Raw genomic sequence first — 25791 nt, 5'->3', positions numbered from 1 at the left:
ATATTGCTTAATTGCGAGGATATGAATTATGAAAACTTTTGACCTTTCTCCACTATACCGTTCTTTTATTGGCTTTGATCACTTAGCGTCTATGATGGATGCAGCAGCTCGAAGTGATAAATCTTCTGGCTACCCTCCGTACAATATAGAGCTAATTGCAGAAGATAAATACCGTATCACGCTAGCCGTTGCTGGTTTTTCCGAAGAAGAACTCACCTTAGGTATAGAAAACAACACCTTGACAGTAACGGGTGAAAAACCCCAAACTCAAGAAACTAAAGACGAAAAGCGCTTTATTTACAAAGGAATATCAGAGCGTAATTTTGAACGAAAATTTCAGCTGAGTGACCACATAAAAGTTAGTGGTGCAGATATAGACAATGGATTGCTACACATAGAGCTATACCGTGAAGTACCGGAAGCACTGAAACCAAGAACAATACCAATTGGAAGTAAAACTAAGCAAATTGAAAGCGAATAATACTTCCAGATACCTAAAAAACCGATGCAATAAAGCATCGGTTTTTTAATTTTTTATATACTTTAAAAGACGCTACTCTAATTATAGCCATCCCCTATTACGTAAAATTCAATAACCTCAGCTATACTTTTAACTCATCACGTTTAAACGCAGCAAGCTCTAGCTAAAACAAAATAAGCAGGTGATTATATTATGTTAGCGCGCTTAACCTGTTTCATCTTACTGATACACGCAATCAGCATTCAGGTTGCGGCAGATAATCTAAAACCAAATTTTACTTTATATGATAGATACTCACAAAATTACAACAACTCAGTAAAAAAGCTTAGCTATCCTGTCGAGTTATTGCTATTAGCATTAGAAGCTGGAAAAAGTAAATTTGGCGATTATGATATACAAATAGTCACAACCCCCTACCCTAAAGTTAGAGTTTTCCACCTAGTAAAATCACAAAACAATGCAATTACTTGGAACACGACTTCTAAGGAATTAGAAACCGAATTATCGGCCGTTTATGTACCTGTCATAAAAGGTATTTTAGGCTACAGAATATTTTTAATCCGCTCTGAGGAGCAAGCTAGATTTAATTCGATCAGCACATTAGCAGAGCTCACTCAGTTTACAATTGGACAAGGTAAAGTTTGGAATGACAATGCTATTTTACGCCATAACGGTTTTACCGTATTAGAAGCAGAAGCCAGTGGGCTCGTTAAAATGCTCTTAGCTAAGCGCTTCGATATCTACTCTCGTGGTATACATGAGCCTTGGGTTGAGCTCAAGCCCGATATCCAAATTAGCATAGAAAAAAATTTAATGCTTAATTACCCTCTACCAATATATTTCTTTGTAAACCCGGCCAATAAAGCTTTACACCAAAGATTAACCTGGGGGCTAGAGCACCTTATCGATACAGGTCAATTCGACCAATTATTTAACAACCATCCCATCTATTCTGAAGCAATGGATAAAATTAATTTCCACAAACGTAAATCATTCAATTTAATTAATCCTAATTTATCACATCAAACCAAAGCATTACTAAAGCAAGATAAATACTGGCTCAAATAAGATTTTTGAAGGCATAAACCTCCGTTTTATTTTTTGTGTTTTGTTTTCTGCTACTAAATTCGACTTTCTATTTCCGTCTTATATTTTTTCGGCGTCATTCCAAACTGCTTTTTAAATAACGCAATAAAGTGAGATGGACTAGAAAAATTTAACTCAAAACTAATATCTGTAATGGATAAGTTTGTTTGGCTCAGCATTCTGGCAGCGCTATAGATCTTATGCTGATTGGCGTATTCTGAGTAATTACATCTAAATACAGATTTAAACATCCGAGAAAAGTACGCAGGAGACAAATGACATAACCCAGCAGCTTGATCCAAATTCATATCAACACAAGCTTGATGCCTAAACAAATCAATCACCGGCTTTAACCTTAAGTAACTGGAATGGTTCTTGACTGCTTGGTTCGATTCGGTGGCAACAGAAATGGCATTTTCAGATATCCAAATCAATAATAACTTAAGCAATGTCAGACTTTTGTCACTATGTGGGTTTTGCTGATAAGCAGCGACTAACCAGCGAACCTGAGTCTTAATATCAGTAATATGCTCATCAGACAAACGTAAATGCATACCATGTTGGAAACAATCTGCAACTTCGAGTAAACCTTGCTGCTCTAAAAACTCAGGTAAAAATTGAATAATATGCCAAGATTTTTCTGCAGGCGTTAATTCAAAGTCATGCGTTTCTAATGACGGAGTAAAAACAATATCATTATCTTGCAATTTAGATTGGCCTTGGCTATAAAAATAAACACCATCAACTTGGTCAAAAATAATAATTTCATGTACCTGATGAAAATGCATAAAACATGAATAATCATCATTTTCTGCATAATTAACCCGATGAACTTCGAAGTTATAGCCTTTTTCTATGGTAAAAGGCTCACAATATACTTTTTTATTTTTCATAGCACCCACCAGACTTGTCTACAAATTACAGCAAACAAAAACAAAAATAGCAAATTTTTGACATTTTATAGCCACTATCTAACAGTAAAAATGGTATCGACATGATTTAATCTTACTTTTATCACTAAATGGTTATTAAGATGATCAAATCCCGAGCAATCGTATCTGACGGTCAAGGCAATTTTAAATTAACAAGTGTCGAAGTAGGCGAACCAAGTTATGGTGAAGTTCAAATTAATATTAAAGCTTCTGGTATTTGTCACACAGACTGGGATTCAGTGCAAAACTGGAACAAAGAATTTATCGTTGGGCACGAAGGTGCGGGCATAGTCACAGCAATTGGTGAGGGAATCAGTAAAGTCCAAGTTGGTGATAAAGTTGTATTGAACTGGGCAATTCCTTGCGGACAGTGTTTTCAATGCTTAGAAGGCAACACTCATATTTGTGATAATAACTCTCCCGTGTGTGGCTGTGGTTTAGCCGGGCACGCTCATCCAGAAGCTTGCCAGTTAGATTCCAAACCGCTTGAAAGGTCTTTTCATCTAGGCACTATGTCAGAATACACAGTCGTAAAAGAATCCGCTGTGGTTAAAATTGATACAGATATCTCATTTGAGTCTGCTTCAATTGTCGGTTGTGGCGTAATGACAGGTTGGGGCTCAGTCGTAAACGCAGCTAAAGTACAAGCGGGTTCAACTGTTTGTATTATTGGTTGTGGCGGTGTTGGCTTAAATGCAATACAAGGCGCTAAAATTTCAGGTGCCGCAAAAATAATAGCGATCGACATAAATCAAGATAGGTTAGATCAAGCAAAACAATTTGGAGCAACACACGGCGTTATAGCGACAAAAGAAGATATAGACTTTAAGCAGGTCGCTTCTCAGGTAAAATCCTTAAATAATGGTGCGGGGGCTGATTACGCTTTTGAATGTACAGCAATACCAGCTCTAGGCTCTGCGCCTCTGGCATTAATTAGAAATGCAGGCACAGCTGTACAAGTAAGTGGTATTGAACAAAGAATCGATTTTGACTGTGAATTATTCGAATGGGATAAAATATATATTAACCCTTTATATGGTCAATGTAATCCAGACCGTGATTTTCCTCGAATCTTAGCACTTCACCAAAACGGTCAATTGAAATTGGATGAGTTAGTCACCAAAACCTACAGCTTAGAAAACTTAGCAGAAGGTTTCGACGACATGCTTAATGGCAGAATAGCTAAAGGTGTAATCTTAATTGATTAAGGAAGCGTCATGGCAATCATTCGTTTAGAAGTTTCAAACCCAGAATATACTCCCTGCAATAATCAAATTGTGACGGTACACTCGTCCAATCTGCAAGGCCGGCATGATATTAACATCTACAATGTCGATGCATTGGGCAAAGATTTACCCGTCATTATTTTACTACATGGCGTTTATGGAAATAGCTGGGTTTGGAGTCACTTAGGCGGTATTGAAAGCGCCTACCAAAAAGTGAAAGCTTCATTATCTATACCAGAGTTTATTCTCGCAATGCCATCAGATGGTGGACTTTTTGACGGCAGTGGGTACTTACCAACTTTAAAGCATGGTAACTATGAAAGCTGGATAATGGAGGATGTTATACAAGCAGTCCAGCAAACTGTTGAGTCTGTAACAACTCACAGTGCTTTATACATTTCAGGTTTATCCATGGGTGGTTACGGTGCGCTCAGGTTAGGTGCTAAGCATGCAGATAAATTTAAAGGAATTTCAGCCCACTCCGCCATTACTCAAATAACTGAGTTAAACCAATTTGTAGATACACCACTCTCTGAGTACGAATGTGAGCAAGAAAACGAAGCAGATATCTTATATTGGATGCAAAAAAATAAAGATATTTTACCTGAAATAAGGTTTGATTGCGGAACAGAAGATGAGCTGTATTCTGGCAACCTAGCGTTTACACAATGCTTAACCAGCGCGAATATTCCACATCAATTTTATTCATTTCCAGGTGGGCATGAATGGTCTTATTGGCACAATCACGTGCAAAAAACCATACAATTTTTTGCTCAATTGGAATCAAGGAAAGACAAAGCCTAGATACGGTTTAACGCCTATTTTTTAATCCCTTCCCTCTCCCGCATAGAAGGTGTAAACATTTACGTCTTCTATGTAGTTTTAATCTTAGTGATTGCTTTAGTTATTACTTCACTTTTCATCTAAAAAATTTGCAAAATGTCTATATTCACAACTAAACAGTGAGTTTGGATAAGATTAAGATTATAAGGCGCTACCTTTTACTTGAGTTAGTGGTCACAAAAAGTTAAATAATTTTCGGCTCACCTTGATTAGGCTAGTCAGAAAGGCACTCGATCTATCTTTTTACGTTCATTTTTCAGTTAATAAACCTAAAAATAGATAATTATGGCTAAAGTCTATCACAGGTTCCCCCCTGCTTTGAACGAAGACCAACACTTAACACTAGGTGTAATATTTTACGTGCTAAACCAAGTTAGATGCCCTAAACGCATGCAAGGTGTAGTATTTTACGTGCTAAACCAAGTGAGATAACCTAAAACTCGTGCAAGGTGTAGTATTTTACGTGCTAAACCAAGTTAGATAACCTAAGACGCATGCAAGGTGTAGTATTTTACGTGCTAAACCAAGCTAAATAGCCTAAGGCTCATACAAGGTGTAGTATTTTACGTGCTAAACCAAGCTAAATAGCCTAAGGCTCATACAAGGTGTAGTATTTTACGTGCTAAACCAAGTTAGATAACCTAAGACGCATGCAAGGTGTAGTATTTTACGTCCTAAATCAAATTAGATAACCTAAACCGGATGCAAGGTGTAGTGTTTTACGTGAAAAATCAAGCTCGATAACCTAAACCGGATACAAGGTGTAGTATTTTACGTCCTTAAACCAAGTGAGATAACCTAATACGCATGCAAGGTGTAGTATTTTACGTGCAAAACCAAGTTAGATAAACTAAGTCGCGCATGCAAGGTGTAGTATTTTACGTCCTAAACAAAGTTAGATAACCTAAGACGCGCATGCAAGGTGTAGTATTTTACGTCCTTAAACCAAGTTAGGTAACCTAAAACGCATACAAGGTGTAGTGTTTTACGTCCTTAAATCAAGTTAGATAACCTAAGACGCATAGAAGGTGTAGCACTTTACGTCTATATTGATTAATACACTGATTAAACTAATCATTTTATATACAAAAGTGTAGTTATTTACTTTGTTGATACTATACAAGTAGATTAGCTAACTCTAAGTATATAAATCGGCTACACATTCTAGGTTGGTATCACATATTCAACAAAGTTCTGCAAAAAAGAACAAATATGGTCGTTAAATTTGCCTTTGCATCGAGTCACATAAAAAGAAGTGACTCGCACTATTTATTCACGCTGAGCAATATACACACAAAGGTGTAAATATTTACTTAATTTAAAAGGGGGCTGCACGCTTTGTATACTAAGGTGTAGAAACTTGCGACTCGCTTGTATCCATTTTATAAGCAAGATAAATGCATTAAATTTAATAAGAGAGCCCAATCACACATTATTAGATGAATAACACGTAAACCATTACACCTAATTCACCAACCCGTAAAAATATAGAAAGTACCATTAAAATAATACATAATGATAATAAGAATCATTAAAAATATTTATTGATATATAAAACAATCAATTAGAAATTATCAAAAAAACTAATTAGAGGCTAGTATGCGTTTTTCTTCGCTAGAAAACATATTGTTTTCTACATTTTTCCTTAGTTCTGGCGTTATAGCCCATGAAACAAACAATAAACAAGATACAGAAACAATTAATATTAGAGGATACCAAGTAAACTCTATCGGCCAATCTCTTTCAGCTTCTCAGGGTTATGTTAATCATAAAGAAATTGGGACTCGACCGCTGTTAAGAACAGGCGAAATTCTAGAGTTTGTTCCGGGTATGGTTGTAACTCAACACAGTGGTAGTGGTAAAGCTAATCAATATTTTTTACGCGGTTTTAATTTAGATCATGGCACAGATTTTAGTACCTCAATCGATGGCATGCCGGTCAATATGCGAACACATGGACACGGCCAAGGCTATACAGATCTTAATTTCATCATCCCTGAACTAATTGCTAGCATTCAATACAGAAAAGGCAGTTACTATGCTGATGTAGGTGATTTTTCTTCTGCAGGCGCAGCTCACTTTAATCTAATGAATGTGAATCAATCACCACAAGCAAGCTTAACGCTTGGCGAGTTTCAATATAAAAGATTATTTGCCGCAGCTTCGACCCAATTAAACCAGTATCAACTTTTACTCGGTGGAGAAAAACAATACTACTCAGGTCCTTGGGATGATGTTGATGAAAACATTAATAAAACCAATTTAATAATGAGACTCAGCTCAAACCAAGCCAATGAGTCATTCTCTATAACGGCCATGCTATATCAAAACACTTGGCAATCAGCCGATCAAATACCGACTAGAGCTATAAACCAAGGCTTAATCACAGAGTACGGTTCTTTAGATACTAATTTAGGCGGCAAAAGCAAACGTTATAGCTTATCAGCCAACTGGCAAAAAAATGATTGGGATGCATCGGCTTATCTCATTGATTCTGAATTAGAGTTATTTTCTAATTTTACTTATTTCTTAGATAACCCAGAGCAAGGGGATCAATTTCAACAAGTCGATAAGCGCCAGATATTAGGCGGTGAATTAAAAAGCTCTGACTACCTGAGCTGGTTTAACAAGCCGATAAAAATTATCTCAGGATTACAAACTCGCTTCGACCGCATTAACCAAGTGGGGCTATACCAAACAGAAAATAAAATCGCTTACAACACACTCAAACAAGATAAAGTCGATGAATACTCCATTGGATTATGGAGCCAATTAGGTGTTGAGTTAAATGAGGCGCTGCGCTTAACTCTAGGCGCACGTTATGACTACTTTGCTTTAAAAGTAGAAAGCCAACAAGCAGCCGACAGCGGAAAAGAAAACGACGGCTTAGTCAGCTTGAAAGCAAATTTAAGTTATCAATGGAATGATAATTTAGAATTATATTTAAGTAGCGGCGAAGGATACCATTCAAACGATGCCCGCGGCGCAACGCTAAAGCAAGATGCTGTAGATATTTTAGTTTCATCTTTTGGAGCGGAAACAGGATTCCGTTGGCATAATAATGAAAATTTAAACATTTCAGCTGCGATATGGATGCTAGATCTAGACTCAGAACTTTTATTTGTAGGTGATGCAGGCAATACAGAGCCAAGCAGGCCATCAACTAGGTCTGGTGTTGAGTTTAGCGGCTATTATTGGTTTGAGCACCACTGGAACATAGACTTAGAGCTAGCTTGGACCAAAGCAAGATACTCAGATACAGTGTTAGAAGAAGGTAAATATATAGATGGTGCATTACCTTTTGTAGCAAGCGCAGGCATCAACTATGTAACAAAACATGGCTGGCAGGCTGCTCTCAGATATAGATACTTTGCACCAAGAGCACTCGACAGTTATAACCAAATTAATGGCTCGAGTACCCAAAATATAAATTTTTCTTTAGGCTATCAGTGGCATAAAGCAGGGTTGGCACTAGAAGTTATGAATCTATTAGATAGTGGAGATCATGACATTGAATATTACTATGAATCACAATTAAAAGCAGAAAGCTCACCAGTTGAAGATATTCACTACCATCCACTAGAGCCTCGTAGTATAAGAGTAAAAGTTAATTACCAATTCTAATAAACAATTTAGGTTGGTGAAATAGCTAACCTAGGTTTGTTTGAAGTCTTGATAGTTTATAAACAAAAAAGCTAAAGCTTGTATGAATTACAAAGCTTTAGCTATATGAGGTCGAGCTAAAGTTGAAGAGTAAGTTTATTTAAACTTAGCATTGAATATTTTAGAGTCCACGATAGCACCTCTGTGTTGTACAACTTCTCTTGCAACCTTATCCGCGTTTTGGATAGAAACAAGTAAAGTCTCACCCGATACCCTAGAAGCCAAATAAGTACCAGCGAATGAATCACCAGCAGCAGTAGAATCGACTTGAGTTGGCGCAGGATTAAACTCAATGTGACAATTCGTTTCCTGGTTATAAGCGTAAACACCATCTTTTCCAGCTTTGATAACATACTCTGCAACCTCATGCTGCTGCATAAAGTCTACAACATCCTGAATACTAGTATGTCCAAATAAATCTTCATGTTCATCTAAACCAGGCAAAACAATATCAGCTAACAAGTAAGCTTTAGACATCCACTCTTTAGCATGCGCTTCATCGCGCCACATTCTCGCGCGGTAATTAGGATCAAAAGCGATTTTACAACCCTGCTCCTTCAGTTCAGCTAAAACGGTGAGCAATTGCTCTTTATCCGATTCAGATAAGATAGCTAGAGAAATACCACTAAAGAAAACGCAGTCAGCTTGAACCAGTCTCTTACTACCACCATCATCTTGTAGCAACTGAATCATTTGAGTTGCAGCAGACTCTTTACGCCAATATGTAAAAGAACGCTCACCTGTATCATCTGTTTGTATTGCGTAGATCCCGATATTCGCATCAGGGCTAGTTAAGATACAATCCGTTTTAAGAGACTCTGACTCTAAATAATGATGCATCTGCTCGCTGAACATATCCTTGCCCAAGGCAGAATAAAAATATACGTCTAAGCTCGGTGCCCATCTTTTCGCATAAATAGCAGCATTTAAAGTATCACCTGCAAACTTTTGAATTAATTGGCCTGTTTCGTCAAGCTTTAACTCAACCATACCTTCGCCAAGCGCCAATAAAGAACCCATAATCACACCATAATATAAATTAAAACAAACGCAGTGAATGAACTGCACTAATAGGGGGTAGTATAGCTAAAAAAGCTTCAAATTTGGATTATTATAAAATTTGAAGCTTAATATAGAAATATAACTGCCTAATAATCAATATATAGTTAAATTAATTGGAATTTTGAAAAGTACCTGAATCTAAAATTTGGCGTTTAATTTTATAGCGACAAATATAATTCCAGTTCCAGCTTTCATCATATTTATGACACAAACCCCAATTTAAATTAGGCAATTGATTTTCTTCGTGGACAGGGGAACGATATATACCTAAGGCTTCAGGCGCGCTTTTGATATGAGACATAATTTCAAAGTTAATCCCATCAGCAGCCCATTGAATCGTATTTTTTTCAGGTCCGTCAGTTGTTATTAATGAAGCAATACCGCCATTCACATGCCAAACCGCGACTTCATGACCAGAGTTAGAAATAGGGTTATATTCTGATTTGATATAAGGTCCAAAAATATTATCTGCTATGGCAACACCATGCTTTATTTCACGACCACCAAAATTCATCCCTTCACCCATAGTTTCGCCTTTGTAGTAAAGGAAAAATTGATTGTTAAAATACATCAAGCATGGATCGTGAACCTTGTGGCTGTCGAAACTACCCTTACTCTTAACTTGAAAACGGCTATCTTCATCACCTAACCATTCACCATCTTTTGAAGGGCTTAAGATTGGCGCATCTAACTTAGTCCAAGGACCAAACGGGGAATCCGCATGTGCCATTGCAATTTCTTCATACTGACGATTGGTATAAGGCGTTTTAACAGTTTGATAAACTAGGTAATAACGACCTTCATGCTCTAAAACTTCAGGGGTGAATACAGCTCTGTCATCAAATTGACCTTGCTCACCGGCACCAATCGCTCTGCCTTGCTCTTTCCAGGTAACACCATCTTCAGAAGTTGCGTGCCATACCTCGGTTAAGTCCCAAGGAAAAACTTTATCATTTAAATTATCTGAACCAAAACCAACCGTCTCACCTTCACCTTTGGTATACCAAACGTGATATACACCATCAACAGAAATAACAGCGGTTGGATCTCGCCTAATCACACCTTCTTGATATTCGAAATCGCCTTTTAAAGGTTCTACATCAAATTCAATTAACCATTGTGAATCTTTCTGATCATAGCCCCGCTCTAAAGCTCTTTTACTGGCAAGACTTAATTTTTTATCCGACATATTAAAACCTCTATAGAACCTATATTACTTAGCAACCACATCATTAAGACTGGTCTGAGATGCTGAAATTTGCAACCTTAGTTTTAGCCGCCTATAACTAAATAGACAAATAAAAAACTAAAACAATAAAAACATTAATTGAATATACACCAATAAATGTATATTGTTAACAATTTTAATTGTTTTAAAATAATGATAATCATCAATTTATTTTCAAGTGATTGTTTTTAAAGGATCATTAAAAATAAAGCTTGCTTGTCACAATAACCGTGAACATTAAAAACCGAAAAATAAATGCTTATTTACTTTACAAAAAGCAAAACATTTTGTTAACTATTAACAAGTAATACCCGTCATATTATATTTAAGGTGAAACATATGAAAGGTCCAAGATGCAATTTAGCTAAATTGCGACAAGTGATACAAATCTCAGCTTTCTCTATATTATCGACAGCTTTAGTTGCTTGCCAGTCAAGTGAAACTACTGCGAAAGTCGAAAAAGAAATCAAAAAAGAGCAAATCTTATTTGATTTTGAAAATACCAGTATCCCACTTCAAGTTAAAACAGCGAATGCGAAAACAGAATTAACCGATCAAAATGGCAGCAAAGCGCTGAATGTGAAATTTAATTCAGCTAAACATGAATGGACCTCTGTTGATTTTGTGCCAGAAAATGGTGTTTGGGACTGGAGCAAATACAAGAGTTTTAGTATTGCTTTTGATATATCAAACCAAGGTCAGTATTCAACTCAACTGTTTTTAAATGTATATGACAAAAATGGTCAAGTTTACACTCGTAGTGTCAACGTACCGGTTGGCGATGCGAAAACATATTATTCAAAAATGGCCGGCCATGATCTAGGTAGCCCTAACAACGCACATAGCGAAAAAGTAGAATTAAATTTAAGTTCTGGTTTACGTTCTAACCCTGAAACATGGGATACAGACGATGTACAATTCATCTGGATGTGGGGTAACAAAAATTTAGATACTTCTGGCATCAAGCGTATCTCTTTAAGTGTTCAATACAATTTGCATGATAAAGAGGTCACTATCGACAATGTTCGATTAATGCCTCATCCAAAAATGAACCCAGATTATTTAAAACATATTGTTGATAAATTTGGTCAACCAACTCGCTTAGAGTATGAAGAAAAAATCCATTCTATGGATGAATTATTAGCCGTTAAAGATAAGGAAATAAAGCGTCTAAACAATGGTGAAAAAATTGCTGACCGCTCTAAATTTAGTGGTTGGAAATCAGGTCCTAAGTTAGAAGCGACAGGTTATTTCCGAACAGAGAAAGTAGGTGAAAAATGGTCTCTAGTTGATCCAGAAGGTTATCTGTATTTTACAACCGGTATAGACAATGTTCGTATGTCTAACGCGACGACTTTAACCGGTTACGATTTTGATCAAGCCGCTATCAATAAACGAACTTCATCTGACGTAACACCTGAAGATTCTCAAGGCTTAAACCCACCGCCAAAAAGTGCAACGGGTACACGTCATTTAGTTTCAGAAACTCGTGCTGATATGTTTGAGTGGTTACCTGAAGATTACGATCATCCTTTAGCAAATAATTTTGGCTACCGTCGCTCTGCTCACTCAGGGCCATTACAAAAAGGTGAAGTATTTAGCTTCTACATGGCAAATTTAGAGCGTAAATACGGTGAAACAACACCTTATTCATACCTTAACGATTGGTCTAAAGTAACTGTTGATCGCATGCTAAGCTGGGGTTTCACCTCTTTTGGTAACTGGATTGACCCTATGTACTACGACAATGATCGTATTCCATATTTTGCTAATGGTTGGATCATAGGTGACTTTAAAACGGTTTCTAGTGGTAATGATTTCTGGGGTGGTTTACCAGACGTATTTGACCCATTATTTGCTGAAAGAGCTGAAGTAACAATTAAGCAAATTGCCAAAGAAGTAGACAATAGCCCTTGGTGTGTCGGTGTCTTCATTGATAACGAGAAAAGCTGGGGTCGTCCTGAATCAAAAGTGACTGAGCTTGGTATTGTAATTCATACGCTAACTCGAGATGGCAAACAGTCTCCAACCAAAAACATGTTCACTGAGAAAATGAAAGCTAAATATGGTGATATCAGTAAATTAAACCAAGCTTGGAACCTTTCAATTCCTAGCTGGGATATCTTCCAAAAAGGTGGATTCAATAGCAAATTAGATACCAACAATAAAGCTCAAATTGCTGATTACTCACAACTTTTATATGAATATGCAAGCGAATACTTCCGCATTGTAGATACCACATTGGAGAAGTATTTACCTAACCACTTATACATGGGCGTTAGGTTTGCTGACTGGGGCATGCCTATGCCAGTTGTTCAAGCCTCTAAAAAATATGTTGATGTTGTTAGCTTCAATTTATACAAAGAAGGCTTAACTCCGAAAAAATGGAAATTCTTAGAAGAGTTAGATATGCCAACTGTAATAGGTGAATTCCATATGGGTACAACAGCTTCAGGTTTCTTCCACCCTGGATTAATCCATGCAGCAACTCAAGAAGATAGAGCAAGAATGTACAAAGACTACATGCATTCAATTATCGATAATAATTACTTTATCGGTGCTCATTGGTTCCAGTACTTAGACTCGCCAATTACAGGCCGAGCTTATGATGGTGAGAACTATAATGTAGGCTTTGTTTCTGTAACTGATATTCCGTATAACGCTATGGTCAAAGCAGCGAGAGAACTTCATACAGAGCTTTATGAAAGAAGGTTTGGTGATCTCAAACAAGAGAAATAACCAAGATATATAATTAACTATCTCCCCAAAGTAACTGATACGGACGTCGGTTACTTTTTATATCAATGACCCCTGCCCACTTCATATAAAATTCTACCCAGCGAAACATTAAAAATTGTTAACAACAAACAAAACAAATGATAAAGTGTTGTAAATTCCAAAAATGAAGCACCTAATTATGTTAAATACTAATCCCTCTTTTGTTCTCGATATCGCATCTGATACTGGCAACAGTAGTAACAAAATTACAATAGCACTCCGCTGATTCAAGAAACAATGAACGTCAGCTATAGGGCAAAAACCTTGTAGAAGTTTTTAATTAGACATCTCAAAAAGTCCAGAAGGCCTAATCTATTTCGCGTATTTTGATCTAAAACACAGTTACAAAAAATTTAAACTAAACCATTTAAATACATAAAGATAAGGTACTTCGGGTATTCGCTAATATTAAAATTAGAGACTACAATTTTGCTAAAGATAGTTATTAGAGTATATGCATAGCCTAGGCTGTAGTCTTCATTGTGATTCATATTTCAAACAATGATAAAAACAGGGTATGAAAATACTGCCGATCTTAAACAGAGTGACATTATGAAATTCTTAAATAATTTAAAAATTAAAACTCGTATTACTGTACTCGTCCTCATCCCATTGATTGCAACATTAGGCTTATCAATAGAAAGGCTCAATCGAGCATTTGATGAACAAAATAAAATAAAATCATTAGATGTAGTACTTAACTATGCGGACGTCACAACACCTTATATTTCTCAAACTTTAAAAGAAACATTTTACAGCCGACTATATATAGATAGTAGCCCTGAAAAAACTGAGTTTTATCGACGAAAAATGCTTAATGCGAGACAGGCAGCTCAACAAAAAGAAGCACTGTTTCTTAAATTTGTGAACAACCAAGACGAAGCCTTATCTCAATTTTCACTACTACATAACCAGATAAAAGCAATAAAAGTATCCATTAATAACTTTAAATACTATCGTCAAGCCGCAGATAAAAAACAACATTTAAGCAAAGACTTCAAAAAAGAGCTTGGCGGAGATCTACATACTATGTATGAGATGACGCGTACGATCAGAAGTCTATTGTTGTCACTCAGTGAAATTGTGGTTATTTCAACTCAAAATGAAACGCTTGGAAAATTAGCGAATGCTTACTACTACCTAATCGCTGCCAATGTAGAAAATACATTTCACAATAGTTTCGTTTTTTCGGCAAAAAACATGAGACTTGATGTTTATATTTTCGGTGAGATATTTCGAGGTGCAACCAAAACCCAAAGCGATTTAGAGCTATTTAGAAGCTTTGCATCACCAACTGCACTAAACGCATACCAAAATATGTTAAATGATAAAAATTATAAAATTGCAGAGCAAATTGGCTTACAAGCGCGAAGTAATATCTATAAAACGGTTAATCAACCATTAAAGATCGACCCATCAATAGATTGGGATGCAATAACAAGTGATGTATTTGACATATATGAAGAAACAACAAAAGTTGTTTCTGATGAGTTAGTAGAAAATAAAAACAAACTTTTAGCTGATTCTCAATTTTTAGTATACCAAACGCTCGCGTTTCTAATCATTTTGATAGTGCTAATTTCTGCCGTTTCTTACGTTATTGCTCGTAGCATTACGGGTCCACTAAAAGCCGTCGTACATTCGTGCTCAGAACTAGCAGAGAGTAAAGATATGTCCATTAAGCTGAATCAAAGTGGTACTGATGAATTAGCGGAAGTCGCAACAAGTTTCAATAGTTTGATAGCTAACTTTAACCAAACCTTAAAAGGGGTAACTATAGAAGCGCAGACGATCCTAGACAAAACAAATATAGTATCATCTGAAATGAACGAGTCATCTCATTTATCAAATAGTCAGCTGCAAGCAACTGACAGCATCTCTGTGGCGATCAATCAAATGGCAACCACGATTAGTGAAGTTGCAAACATGGCGAGTACAACCTCTGAAACCGTACATAAGGCTCATGAAATCTCAATAAGCAGTGCTAAAAATGCGGATGTTAGTAAATTAACAATGGAAAACTTAACGCTTGAATTAGGCAAAACGAGTCAAGTGGTAGAGCAACTGAATCAAGAAGCGAGCCTAATTGGAAATGTATTAAACGTTATCCAAGGGATTGCTGAACAAACCAATCTACTCGCCTTAAATGCGGCCATAGAAGCTGCTAGAGCCGGTGAACAAGGCCGAGGGTTTGCTGTTGTAGCGGATGAGGTTAGAAGCTTAGCAAGCCGCACACAAGAGTCGACAGAGCAAATTAAAAAGCAAATTGAAACATTACAGAATGGCGCGAATAACGCAACTACGAATATGGCGTTATTACAAAAAGAAGGCCAGGCTGCTGTTGAATTAGTGGTAAAAAGTGCAGAAGCGTTTTCTATAATGAAACAAGAACTCGACCAGGTAATGCAAATGGCAATTCAAATAGCAACGGCTGCAGAGGAACAAACGAGTGTTTCCAATGAAATCAATGAACGCATAATCGCGATTAGAGATGATGCAGATAGAGTATCTAACAAAACCAATACGACCAAGCAAGCATCTAAAGAACTAGAAGAGACAGGATCTAAGCTTAATCAATATATACTTGAATTTCGCATAGCTAAATAAAATTTTTAGGTGGAAATCCCCTTTCCACCTAAAATTGTCTATATTTACTATAGGCAACAGGTTAAATCCTAAGAATCTAAATCGTGATTTACTAGAATACTGATACTAGCAGCCTACTTGAGCCGTAAAATTGAACGGTACAGTGTGGAATAATTTTTATTCTTTGCAAAACATTTAAATCGTGTGACACTTTATATAGTAGATAAAGCTCATTCTGATTAGGACAGAATACTAAAAAGCGTTAATTGTAGATACTCTGAATAGGCGCTATATTTAAAGCGCAAGTAGATAAAGAGAAACCAATGCGAAAATTATTATTATCCATTACAAAAATATTATTTGTAGTCTCGCTTTTGCCTATTCATTTTAAAACATTTTCAGCAGAGCCGGTTAATATCAATGTTGGTATTGCGATTGAAGTAAATGAAATATTTCAAAGATGGACTGAAAACACCGCTTGTGAAGCCGTAATTGATTTCCCAAAAGAAAGTATCCCAAGAGGCGCTATCGAGTTACTGATTTTTTGCCAAGCCCTTAATGCTGCAAACTTTAACTACAAGATGAACCTGATAGAGTCAGGTAACTATACGCGAAATTTATTATTACTCGTCAACCAAGATTTACATACCATTGCAGAAACTATTTGGTACGAGCAAGCCAAGGTATTAAATGTAAATATTAGTAGTCCGATTTTTAATTCTGGTCAATTCCAAAAAGCATTATTTACTTCTGAAGAACATGTACTCAGAAGCTCCTCTGCGGAATATTTTGTGAAAAACAAAAAAAGGTACGTCGGTATCACGCCATCTAAATGGATATATGATTGGCAAGCTATCAATTCAATAACACCACTTATTGTTGATGCTCCAAATCAAATATCTATCCACAAAATGATCCAAGCTGGTAGAGCTGATTTTTGTTTTGGTGAGTTTTCAAATAATATGCAATTCAAATTTGGCGACATCACATTATTTAATATACCAGGTGTAAAGGTAGTTTTTAGAGATAGCAGACACTTTATAATTAATAAGCAAGCACCAAATGCGGATAAAATATATAACGCATTGCAGCTAGGGTTAGCTAAAATGAAGCAGTCCGGTCAAATAAAAAACCTCTTGCATAAGACAGGATTTATAAACGATCTAGCAAACGACTGGTCAGTCTTAAATCCATAACGAAACCATCAATTAGTGAGTTGTTTTGCCTTCTTTATAATTAGAGTTGAGCGTTAACTTAGGATCTTGGACAAGGCAGAAATAAAACAAAGATTAAGACCCACGAGTTAAGGTTAGTTAAATTTGATGGTGTAAAGAATTACGTCCCCCGCCTTTATTATCACCTTCCTTGCAAAAAAATGGCCTTTTAAATCAATTCTAAGAGGATATTGTAGGGCACCCAATACAATTTAATGATTTAGCTAAATATCGTCAAGTAGAAGCTCACAGAGCTAATTTAATATTTTGGTTATTTTGGGCAAAAAAAAGCCTCATAGAATGAGGCAACAGAGGTGCCTTTTTACAGGCCAAAGTTTTCTTACAGCGTGCTTGGATCCAATATGTATTGTTCGTAACTTTTATCAACAGCACTTATTTTAGGGTTTTCAAATTTGAAAATTTTTCGCTGAGATAAATTTGAAAACATAACCTTGTCGTAAAAATATTTTTTCCATAACTTAAACAAATCACCAGACTGATAAGCATTCTCTAAACCAGTTTTCACCCTTTCGGCAAATTCAACATTATCTTTATGTGTAAAAAAGAATTTTGGTAATGGGTAGTAAATACAAATACTTTTATCGTAATCTAAATATTCAATATGTTTAAACTGTTCCCAAGCCGTTTTAAGCTCATGCGCGCCTAATGGGAATAAATCACCGCGCATGTTAGCAGCCATATGAAATAAACCTTCAATATAACGTCCTTCGACGACTTTAAAGCCTTGTGACTCTAATATTTCGCCATCTAACCAGCCTCGGCCTTGGATCATAGTTAAGCTGGTTAATTGATTTTTAGTCTTTATATGCTTTATTTTCTGACTAGATTCAGGTGAAACAAAACCGACTCTATAACTAGCAGCACCTAAATCAACCGGAAAAGGAATTCCAAGTAATTTATCCATTAACTCATTAGAAACAGAGTCTTTATACACCATGTTTTCATAACGATTATTTTCAGTTTCAACTCTAAGGCGCGTATAACTTGGTACATCATTACCAGGACGAATATTTAACTCATACTCACCATATTGCTCGATTGAGTGATCGAGTGCGAGCTTTAGGACATTATATTCGTATTCATCTTTGATATTAGCAAGCGCGCCTGTAGCGAATGTTACAGATAACTTAGCAAAAGAATTAAAACTGAAAGTAAGTAAAAATAAAAATAAAGGAAACTTAAGCATTAAAACCTCTTTGACTGGTTGTGGTAGGTATCTCTGAGTCCGTTATTTCCTATTTCCTTACAAATGGCAGCATACGAATTTATAAAATGAGCAAACTGGTGTGTGAACATTTTGATTCAATTACAAGGTCGTGCGCGATTTGTGATCTACCAAAAATATAAATTTGAGATAATTGAAAGGTGATAGTTTTTACTATCACCTTATTGATATCTGTTTACTTTTCCATCAAGTAAACTGTTTTCTTTTCAAGGTATTGTTCTAAACCAAACTTACCGTCTTCGCCACCAAAACCACTTTGTTTCCAGCCATTGTGGAAGCCTTGATGTTGTTCACCCATACCGCGGTTCACATATACTTCACCGACATCTAATTCATTAATTGCTTTCTGAATATCATAGAAGCTTTGGGTGTACACATATGCGCTCAAACCGTAAATACTATCATTACAATACTCGATAGCTTGATCCATACTACTAATTTTAACGATTGGTAAAATTGGACCAAAAGTTTCTTCATGTACAGCAATATTATCTTGAGCAACATCAACTAATACTGTTGGCTCATACCAGCAACCGCCTTCAAAACCTTCAATATTGGCAACTTTACCGCCTGTTGCCAGTGTAGCGCCCTGCTTCAAACTTTCTTGGACAATATGATCAATATTATCAATTTCACGCTTATTACACTTAGGTCCCATTTGTGTTTCAGGGTTCATAGGGTCACCTACTTTTAACCCTTTTACCAATGGCAAAAATTTATCCATGAAAGTGTCATACACAGCTTCGTGTACATATAAACGTTCAACACAAGTACAAACTTGACCACAGTTAGTGAAACGGCCCCATAGTGCAGCATCCACAGCTTCATCTATGTTAGCATCATCCATCACTACCATAGGTGCTTTACCACCTAACTCAAGCATTACAGGTGTCATGTACTCTGCACTCGTTTTATATATTTGCTTACCTGCAAATGTAGAACCAGTCATAGTAATCATTTTAGTAATTGGGCTTTCGCATAACGCTTGACCAACCACAGAACCTGAGCCATTGATAACGTTTAATACGCCAGGTGGTAGACCAGCTTCATTTGCAATTCGACCAAGTTCAGTCGTCGCCAAAGGGGTTTCTTGAGTTGGCTTTAAAACAATCGTATTACCAGTGATTAAAGCCGGACCAATTTTTCGCCCTGCCAATGCTAATGGAAAGTTCCAAGCGGTAATACCAACAACAACACCACGTGGTACTTTATGAATATAAATTTTTTCATTTTCATTGTCTGAAGGAACGATATCACCTTCGATTGTTAACGCATTATCACAAGCGTATTCAATAAAAGTGGCCGTTACCTCAACTTCCATTTCAGCAACAGAAAGCAATTTACCTTGTTCTGCCACTAACATTGGTGCTAATAAATCTTTATTTTCACGAATTTTTTGAGCAAAACCTCGTAAAATACTTTGACGCTTTCTTGCAGTCAACTTAGCCCATTTTTTCTGAGCAGCATTAGCAGTATCTAAAGCAAGCTGCGCATCTTCTGCACAACCTGAAGGTATTTCGGCAATCTGTTCACCCGTTGAAGGGCTAAGAACAGGAATTATGCCATCAGTAGCTGAAGCAATATATTCGCCATTAATAAAGTTTACATTGTTTTTAAATTGCATGAGATTATCTCCCCATCCAGCCGCCATCTACTAAAAGAATGGCGCCATTAACATAACTTGCAGCATCTGAAGCTAAAAATACTGCTGGACCTTTAAAGTCTTCAGGATTGCCCCATCTGCCTTGTGGAATTCGACCTAAAATAGCAGCTGAACGCTCTGGATCATTTCTTAAAGCTTCTGTGTTATCTGTATCGATATAACCTGGAGCGATAGCATTAACATTAACACCTTTGCCAGCCCACTCATTTGATAATGCCATAACCAATTGACCGATAGCACCTTTACTTGCCGCGTAGCCAGGTACTGTAATACCGCCTTGGAAAGTAAGTAATGATGCTGTGAAGATAATTTTACCTTCGCCACGCTCAACCATTTCTTTACCAATTTCTCGGCTTAAGATGAATTGAGAGTTAAGGTTTACGTCAATTACTTTATCCCAAATATCGTCACCATGCTCAGCGGCAGGCGCTCTTAAAATAGTCCCTGCATTGTTAACTAAAATGTCGATCTTTGGAAAGTCAGCTTTAACTTCAGTAATAAAACGATACAGAGCATCACGATCTGAAAAGTCACACTGATATGCTTTAAAGTTCTTACCTAATGCTTTTACTTCTTTCTCAACTTCAGAACCTTCTAGCTCTAAATTAGCTGAAACGCCAATGATATCAGCACCTGCAGCGGCTAAACCTAGCGCTATACCTTTACCTATGCCTCGTTTACAACCTGTAACTAGAGCGACTTTACCTTCTAAACTAAATTTTTCTAACATTTTTCGACCCTTATTCTTCGTTACATGAGATTAATGCTTTCATACCCTGTGGATTGTTATCCATAGAAGCAAATGCGTCACCAATAGACTGTAGTGAGTTAACTGAACTAATGAAAGGTTCAACATCAACTTTACCTGACGCAATTAATTCAATTGCCCAGTCAAAATCTTCAGCTTCGTATACACGAGCACCTAATAACTCTAGCTCTTTCCAGAAGAATTGGAATAAATCAATCGGCGGTTGTTGTGAGTGAATCGCAACCATTACAATTCGAGCTCTACGGCCAGCAACTTGTGTCATTGCTTCAATAGCAGGTTGTACACCAGATACTTCAAATACAACGTCTGCACCCTTTGTACCTGTCCATTCATCAACGTAAGCTGCTAAATCTGTTTCTAACGGATTTACTGACTCTACACCGATTTTGTTAGCAAATTCACGTCGGCTTTCATTAACTTCTGAGATTAATACCTCAGCACCAACACTTTTAGCTACTGCAGCAACTAATTGACCAATTGGACCACCGCCAATAACGACCGCTTTTTCGCCAGCTTTTAATCGAGAACGACGGATATCATGACAAGCAACTGATAAAGGTTCGATTAACGCACCTTTCTTTAGGTCTACTGTTTTTGGCAATTTATGTAATGTTCTTGCTTTTACAGTCCAGTACTTTTGGAAAGCACCCGGAGAGTCAATACCCATGAATTTTAAATTTTGACAAATGTGAGTATGGCCAGCTTCACAAGTTGGACATGTACCACACCAATCTAATGGTCTAACGACAACTTGATCGCCTAGTTCAAATCCTTCAACGCCTTCACCTATTTCAGTGATTGTGCCTGACATTTCATGGCCAATTGTTTGTGGAGGCGCAACACGCTGATCCATAACACCATGATAAATATGCATATCTGTTCCACATATACCAACATAACCCACGGCAAGTTTTACTTCACCTGCTGCTGGTTTTTGCTCTGCTGCGGTTACTAATTTAAAACTTTTATTACCGATATATTCTGCTGCAATCATTTTGTTACACCTTTCTTAAGATTGTTTAATTAAATACTGACCAACTAGGGCTGGATCAAACTCAACACCTGTACCCGCCACATTTGGCGCGACAGCATTACCGTTTTGATCAACCGTAAACTTCTCTATGGTATATTGATCAATCGGGAATGAATGTACTTCCATGTAACCAGCATGAGGCTGAGAAGACATTAGAGATACATGAAGCTCATGCATACCATGAGTACAAATAGGTAAATTATTGATATACGCTAAATTAGCGACTTTCATCCAACCAGTAATACCACCTATGTTAGATGCATCTGGTTGTAAGAAACCTAATCTAGACTTTTGAACTGCTAAATTAAATTCATAAACTGTATGTAGATTTTCACCCATAGCAAGCGGGATAGATGTGCTTTCAGCAATGCGAGCAAAACCATCATAGTCATCAGGTAACGTAGGCTCTTCGAACCACTTAATATCGTATTGTTCGATTGCTTTAGCGAAGCGAATTGCCGTTTCTACTGGTAATGAGTAATTAGCATCAACCATAAAAATTGTATCATCGCCAATTAAATTACGAACAGCTGCTACTCTAGCGACATCTTCACGGTAATCAGGTTTGCCAACTTTTATTTTGACTCCTTTAAAACCTGAATCTAAATAACCTTGTATGTTTGAAAGTAATTTGTCTTGTGTGAAGTTAAGGTCAATACCGCCAGCATAACATCTTGTGCGATCGGCATGTCCGCCTGCAACTTTCCATAAAGGCTCGCCTAGACGCTTACACCGAATATCCCATAATGCAATATCAACGGCAGAAATAGCAAAGCTCAGTAAACCACCACGACCAACATAATGCAGGTGATATGTCATTTCTTCCCATAACTGAGAAATTCTAGAAGCATCTTTACCAATTAAGCTAGGCTTTAGTTCATCTTCAATTAATGAATAAATTGCCCTGCCCCCTTTTCCTCCAGTGTAAGTATAACCAACACCTTCAAAACCATCTTGGCATAAGACTTTACATACGATCACTTCAAAGTGTGTATGATCGCCATGTTTAGCATCACTTAACACTTCAGCAAGTGGGATTTGATAATACTCAGTTTTAACCGACTTAATTAACGAAGGCGTATTATCTACATTTAATATATCTGATTTCATATTTGCTACAACCACGACACCACCAATAACATTCACAACTTAAGGTTAATTGTACATTGTTAACAATATTTATCAAATAAGAAAATGCTAAAAATCCCCAAAACTATTATGGAAATGAGTTTTTTAATTAAAATACAGTTGGTTACAAGTAATTTTTTTTATTCTGAAGAAGTGTAAATTTTTGTAAGTTTTTTGATAAATTTAATTTAAGTAGGTAATTGTTTAAATATGAACAAATTGGGATAACGCTATATACCTAAAAACACTTAAAACGCTCCTTTTATTAGTATTTAGGTATATAACTATTTGTTACGATTAAAAATCAAGAATAAGCTCTGCTTCGGCTTGAGCTTTTTTAATCAGCTTATTTAACTCTTTTTGATCGAATAAATCACCTAAACAATGATCAACAATGTAACTATGAAACATTGCTTTAAATATCAATGGGTTGTTTTTAAGTGTAGGATTATGCTTCTTACACTTGGCTTCTAATTCATTATATTCAATCGTTGTCAGTGTCGATAAATACGAGTCTACTAGCTCTTTCCTGTATTCTTTAATAACATCGTTTTCTATTTTTTGCATCGCTTCATTCTTTTTAGCTTGAGCAATCGACTTACGCTGCTGCTCTTGCTTTTCAAGCACTTTTTCGTCTTCTTTGATTTTTAGCCATGCATCTTCAAAAGAAGCGGTATTTTTATTAAGGATAGTTTGAAAATATCTTAAAGGCTTTTCAACCGCACGTTTTTGGTTGGTATAAAGATTAAGATTATAATTGAGGTAATGTAATTCTTTGACCGATATTTCTTTGTCAAAATAGTCTTCTGTAGAATGTTTCTTATCAAAATAGTCTTTAGCAACTTGAAGGAAACCAAGTTCATTTAGCTCTTTTACTATTTTGTCTTTCAGCTCAATATATCTTGGAGAAGCGCTAAAGTTAGGAACCTTATCTTGAATAAAGAACATTATATTTCGCACCGGCTTACCAACGTACTGAGCTGTAACGGTAAAGTCGATGAAATTGGTATTATTGATGTTATTAATAGACTTATTAATAACAATCCTTTTTAGCTCTTTAAAATCAGGATAAGCGTACTCTTTTTTGCCATCGACTATGTTGTACTGGACATTCATCAATTCTTTGAATTTAGCCACACTCCATTCGAATTTTTTAACGCCATCACGTTTAAACATTAAACAATGTTCGTACAATCTAGGTGTATATTTATCTGACCAGATATCGTTCGCGATTCTTAAGTTTAAATTTAAAAAGCTAGAACTATATGAATTTAAAAGTTCTCTTCTGATCTCAGGCGCAATTTGGATTTTAAGGCTGCCATCATCAATTTCAGCAGCCATAACATAATGTCTAAAGCCGATTCTATCGCCTGAGACTTTATTACCCTTGCCATCTTGGCTCTCTAAAATGTCCCACTCGACTTTTAAATTTGCAAGTAAATCTATCGCTTTTCTTGCACCGGTACGGTTGTTGCTTTTCCACCCCATGTAATCAACAAATTTAACAAATGGTAAAGATAATTCATATACAACACTATCCCCATATGCTCTATCGACATCTTCAAAATTTTCAAACTTTTGCTTTACATCATTTTGTAGTGCAAGGATTACGGCGTTCATACATTTGTAAACAGCAGATGTGAGTGAGCCATTGGGCGTAGCAAAAGATACAATCCTGTCACTTTTTACGATGACGTGATCATCTTCATTACTGTTACCTACAATTTCTAACTCTTCTCTCATAATCGTATTTCTTTACACCTTTAATCATACAAAATTATCATGACACAGTGTTATGTTCAAGGTTATTTTTACATTTTTATTGCATTTACGATCCCTGTGTGCCCTATAAAAAACAACAACTTATATATTAAAGGTGTAAGCTTTTACTTTAATGGTGTATTATTTTACTTCTTAATATGAAAAACTAATATTTATTAGCTCTGTTTAAGATCTAGATCTTTTTTATTTAAAAACAATTTAGATCTGATCTGATCGTTTTTGCTTACTATTTTTCAATCACTTAGATACTTAAAGTGTAGAAGTTTACTTGCTAAGTGTAGTGTTGTACTTGCTTAAGGTGTATGCATCTACTTATTAGGTGTATAATTTTACTTGTTTTGTTTTACCAAGGTGTAATTTTTTACTTGGTTTAGGTGTAATGTTTTACTTTTTAAAAAGCGCATAATCATACACCTTAGAAGTATATAACTACACCTTATGTGCTATTACACAAGTTTTTCCTTACACCTTAGCCTTTATTTTTAGCGAGTTTTTGGCGTTTAAGCTCGCTTTATCTAGTTATTTCACTGTAAAGGCCCTAACTCTTTCTCTCTTATCCTGAAATACGCAAAGATCGCATATATATACACCTTTATTAAGAAAGGTCGTAAATTATTACACCTTTAAAGCAAACATAAGAGTAAATCACTACACCTTTCAGTGCTTAGAGCGTATATTTCTACACTTTAGCTATATTTTTCGTTTTAGTTATAGCTTCCTTAGCTGTTTGCTCTAGTAAAATACTACACCTTGGCTAAAGCCCAGCATTATTTGAAGTATATCTATACACCATTTGGGGGAATTCAACTTTTAGCGCGTAAATCGTTACACCTTGACTTGCCATACATAGTAAATCTTTACACCATATGTGTTTATTCTATTTGTTAGGTGTATGGATTTACGCCCTGAACACTTGGATTAAGATATATTTGACGCTGTAAAACAACCTGCTTAGTGAAGCTCGAGATATAAAGGTGTAAGCATTTACTTTACAATATTTATTCTGCATGTGTTTTCTTTTGATTTAGCGCTATTTGTTAGAAATGTATTTTTTGGTTTTTATATAGAGCT

The 25791-nt window shown here is 36.2% G+C and carries 17 protein-coding genes; 8 read left to right on the top strand and 9 right to left on the bottom strand.

Translation table 11 applies throughout. The annotated features are described in order from the left end of the window. Positions 1–28 precede the first annotated feature (28 nt). Positions 29–481: an Hsp20 family protein gene (locus XM47_RS17600; RefSeq protein ID WP_048695513.1), complete on the top strand. Its 453-nt coding sequence runs from the start codon at positions 29–31 to the stop codon at positions 479–481. Between the two features lie 192 nt (positions 482–673). Next, positions 674–1549, top strand: a complete 876-nt coding sequence (locus tag XM47_RS17595) for a hypothetical protein (protein ID WP_048695510.1) — start codon at positions 674–676, stop codon at positions 1547–1549. 53 nt (positions 1550–1602) lie between these two features. On the opposite strand, the gene XM47_RS17590 is transcribed toward XM47_RS17595, so the two are convergent. After that, positions 1603–2460, bottom strand: a complete 858-nt coding sequence (locus tag XM47_RS17590; protein WP_048695507.1) for a helix-turn-helix transcriptional regulator — start codon at positions 2458–2460, stop codon at positions 1603–1605. A gap of 140 nt (positions 2461–2600) precedes the next feature. Between XM47_RS17590 and XM47_RS17585 the strand changes: the two genes are divergently transcribed. From XM47_RS17585 to XM47_RS17575, 3 genes are all read left to right on the top strand, one after another. Next, positions 2601–3707, top strand: coding sequence for a Zn-dependent alcohol dehydrogenase (locus XM47_RS17585; protein ID WP_149865552.1), 1107 nt, complete (start codon positions 2601–2603; stop codon positions 3705–3707). Between the two features lie 9 nt (positions 3708–3716). Continuing rightward, entirely contained in the window at positions 3717–4529 is an 813-nt protein-coding gene (locus tag XM47_RS17580) for an alpha/beta hydrolase (RefSeq protein ID WP_048695503.1), read from the top strand. A gap of 1638 nt (positions 4530–6167) precedes the next feature. Continuing rightward, positions 6168–8192: a TonB-dependent receptor gene (locus XM47_RS17575; RefSeq protein WP_048695501.1), complete on the top strand. Its 2025-nt coding sequence runs from the start codon at positions 6168–6170 to the stop codon at positions 8190–8192. A 135-nt stretch (positions 8193–8327) separates the two neighbouring features. Here the strand turns inward: XM47_RS17575 and XM47_RS17570 are convergent, their stop codons facing one another. Then, on the bottom strand, positions 8328–9251 hold the full coding sequence (locus tag XM47_RS17570) for a sugar kinase (RefSeq protein WP_048695499.1): 924 nt from the start codon (positions 9249–9251) through the stop codon (positions 8328–8330). 151 nt (positions 9252–9402) lie between these two features. After that, entirely contained in the window at positions 9403–10482 is a 1080-nt protein-coding gene (locus tag XM47_RS17565) for a glycoside hydrolase family 117 protein (RefSeq protein ID WP_048695496.1), read from the bottom strand. A 378-nt stretch (positions 10483–10860) separates the two neighbouring features. Here XM47_RS17565 and XM47_RS17560 point away from each other — a divergent pair, with 378 nt between their 5' ends. From XM47_RS17560 to XM47_RS17550, 3 genes are all read left to right on the top strand, one after another. Then, positions 10861–13260 carry a hypothetical protein gene (locus tag XM47_RS17560; RefSeq protein ID WP_048695494.1) on the top strand — a complete coding sequence of 800 codons (2400 nt, stop codon included), beginning with the start codon at positions 10861–10863 and terminating at the stop codon, positions 13258–13260. Positions 13261–13851: 591 nt separating this feature from the next. Beyond that, positions 13852–15906, top strand: coding sequence for a methyl-accepting chemotaxis protein (locus XM47_RS17555; RefSeq protein ID WP_077066609.1), 2055 nt, complete (start codon positions 13852–13854; stop codon positions 15904–15906). 302 nt (positions 15907–16208) lie between these two features. Beyond that, positions 16209–17081 (top strand): hypothetical protein, encoded by an 873-nt coding sequence (locus XM47_RS17550; protein WP_048695490.1) that lies wholly within the window; start codon positions 16209–16211, stop codon positions 17079–17081. Positions 17082–17439: 358 nt separating this feature from the next. Here XM47_RS17550 and XM47_RS17545 read toward each other — a convergent pair whose 3' ends face one another. From XM47_RS17545 to XM47_RS17520, 6 genes are all read right to left on the bottom strand, one after another. Then, on the bottom strand, positions 17440–18306 hold the full coding sequence (locus XM47_RS17545; RefSeq protein ID WP_048695489.1) for a hypothetical protein: 867 nt from the start codon (positions 18304–18306) through the stop codon (positions 17440–17442). 214 nt (positions 18307–18520) lie between these two features. Continuing rightward, complete coding sequence (gene aldA / locus XM47_RS17540; RefSeq protein ID WP_048695486.1) at positions 18521–19969, bottom strand: aldehyde dehydrogenase; 1449 nt, start codon at positions 19967–19969, stop codon at positions 18521–18523. 4 nt (positions 19970–19973) lie between these two features. Beyond that, positions 19974–20738 (bottom strand): 2,5-didehydro-3-deoxy-L-galactonate 5-reductase, encoded by a 765-nt coding sequence (locus XM47_RS17535; protein WP_048695484.1) that lies wholly within the window; start codon positions 20736–20738, stop codon positions 19974–19976. A 10-nt stretch (positions 20739–20748) separates the two neighbouring features. Further along, on the bottom strand, positions 20749–21771 hold the full coding sequence (locus tag XM47_RS17530) for a (R,R)-butanediol dehydrogenase (RefSeq protein ID WP_048695481.1): 1023 nt from the start codon (positions 21769–21771) through the stop codon (positions 20749–20751). A gap of 15 nt (positions 21772–21786) precedes the next feature. Then, the gene (locus tag XM47_RS17525; RefSeq protein ID WP_048695553.1) at positions 21787–22920 is read right to left on the bottom strand and encodes a mandelate racemase/muconate lactonizing enzyme family protein; all 1134 of its coding nucleotides are present in this window, start codon (positions 22918–22920) and stop codon (positions 21787–21789) included. Positions 22921–23235: 315 nt separating this feature from the next. Beyond that, positions 23236–24681 (bottom strand): replication initiation protein, encoded by a 1446-nt coding sequence (locus XM47_RS17520; RefSeq protein ID WP_048695479.1) that lies wholly within the window; start codon positions 24679–24681, stop codon positions 23236–23238. Positions 24682–25791 lie beyond the last annotated feature (1110 nt).

The organism is Catenovulum maritimum (assembly GCF_001050375.1).
In the GTDB taxonomy this organism is placed as follows: domain Bacteria; phylum Pseudomonadota; class Gammaproteobacteria; order Enterobacterales; family Alteromonadaceae; genus Catenovulum; species Catenovulum maritimum.
Note: the sequence above shows the minus strand (reverse complement) of the source record. Positions and strands in the feature narration are given on the sequence as shown.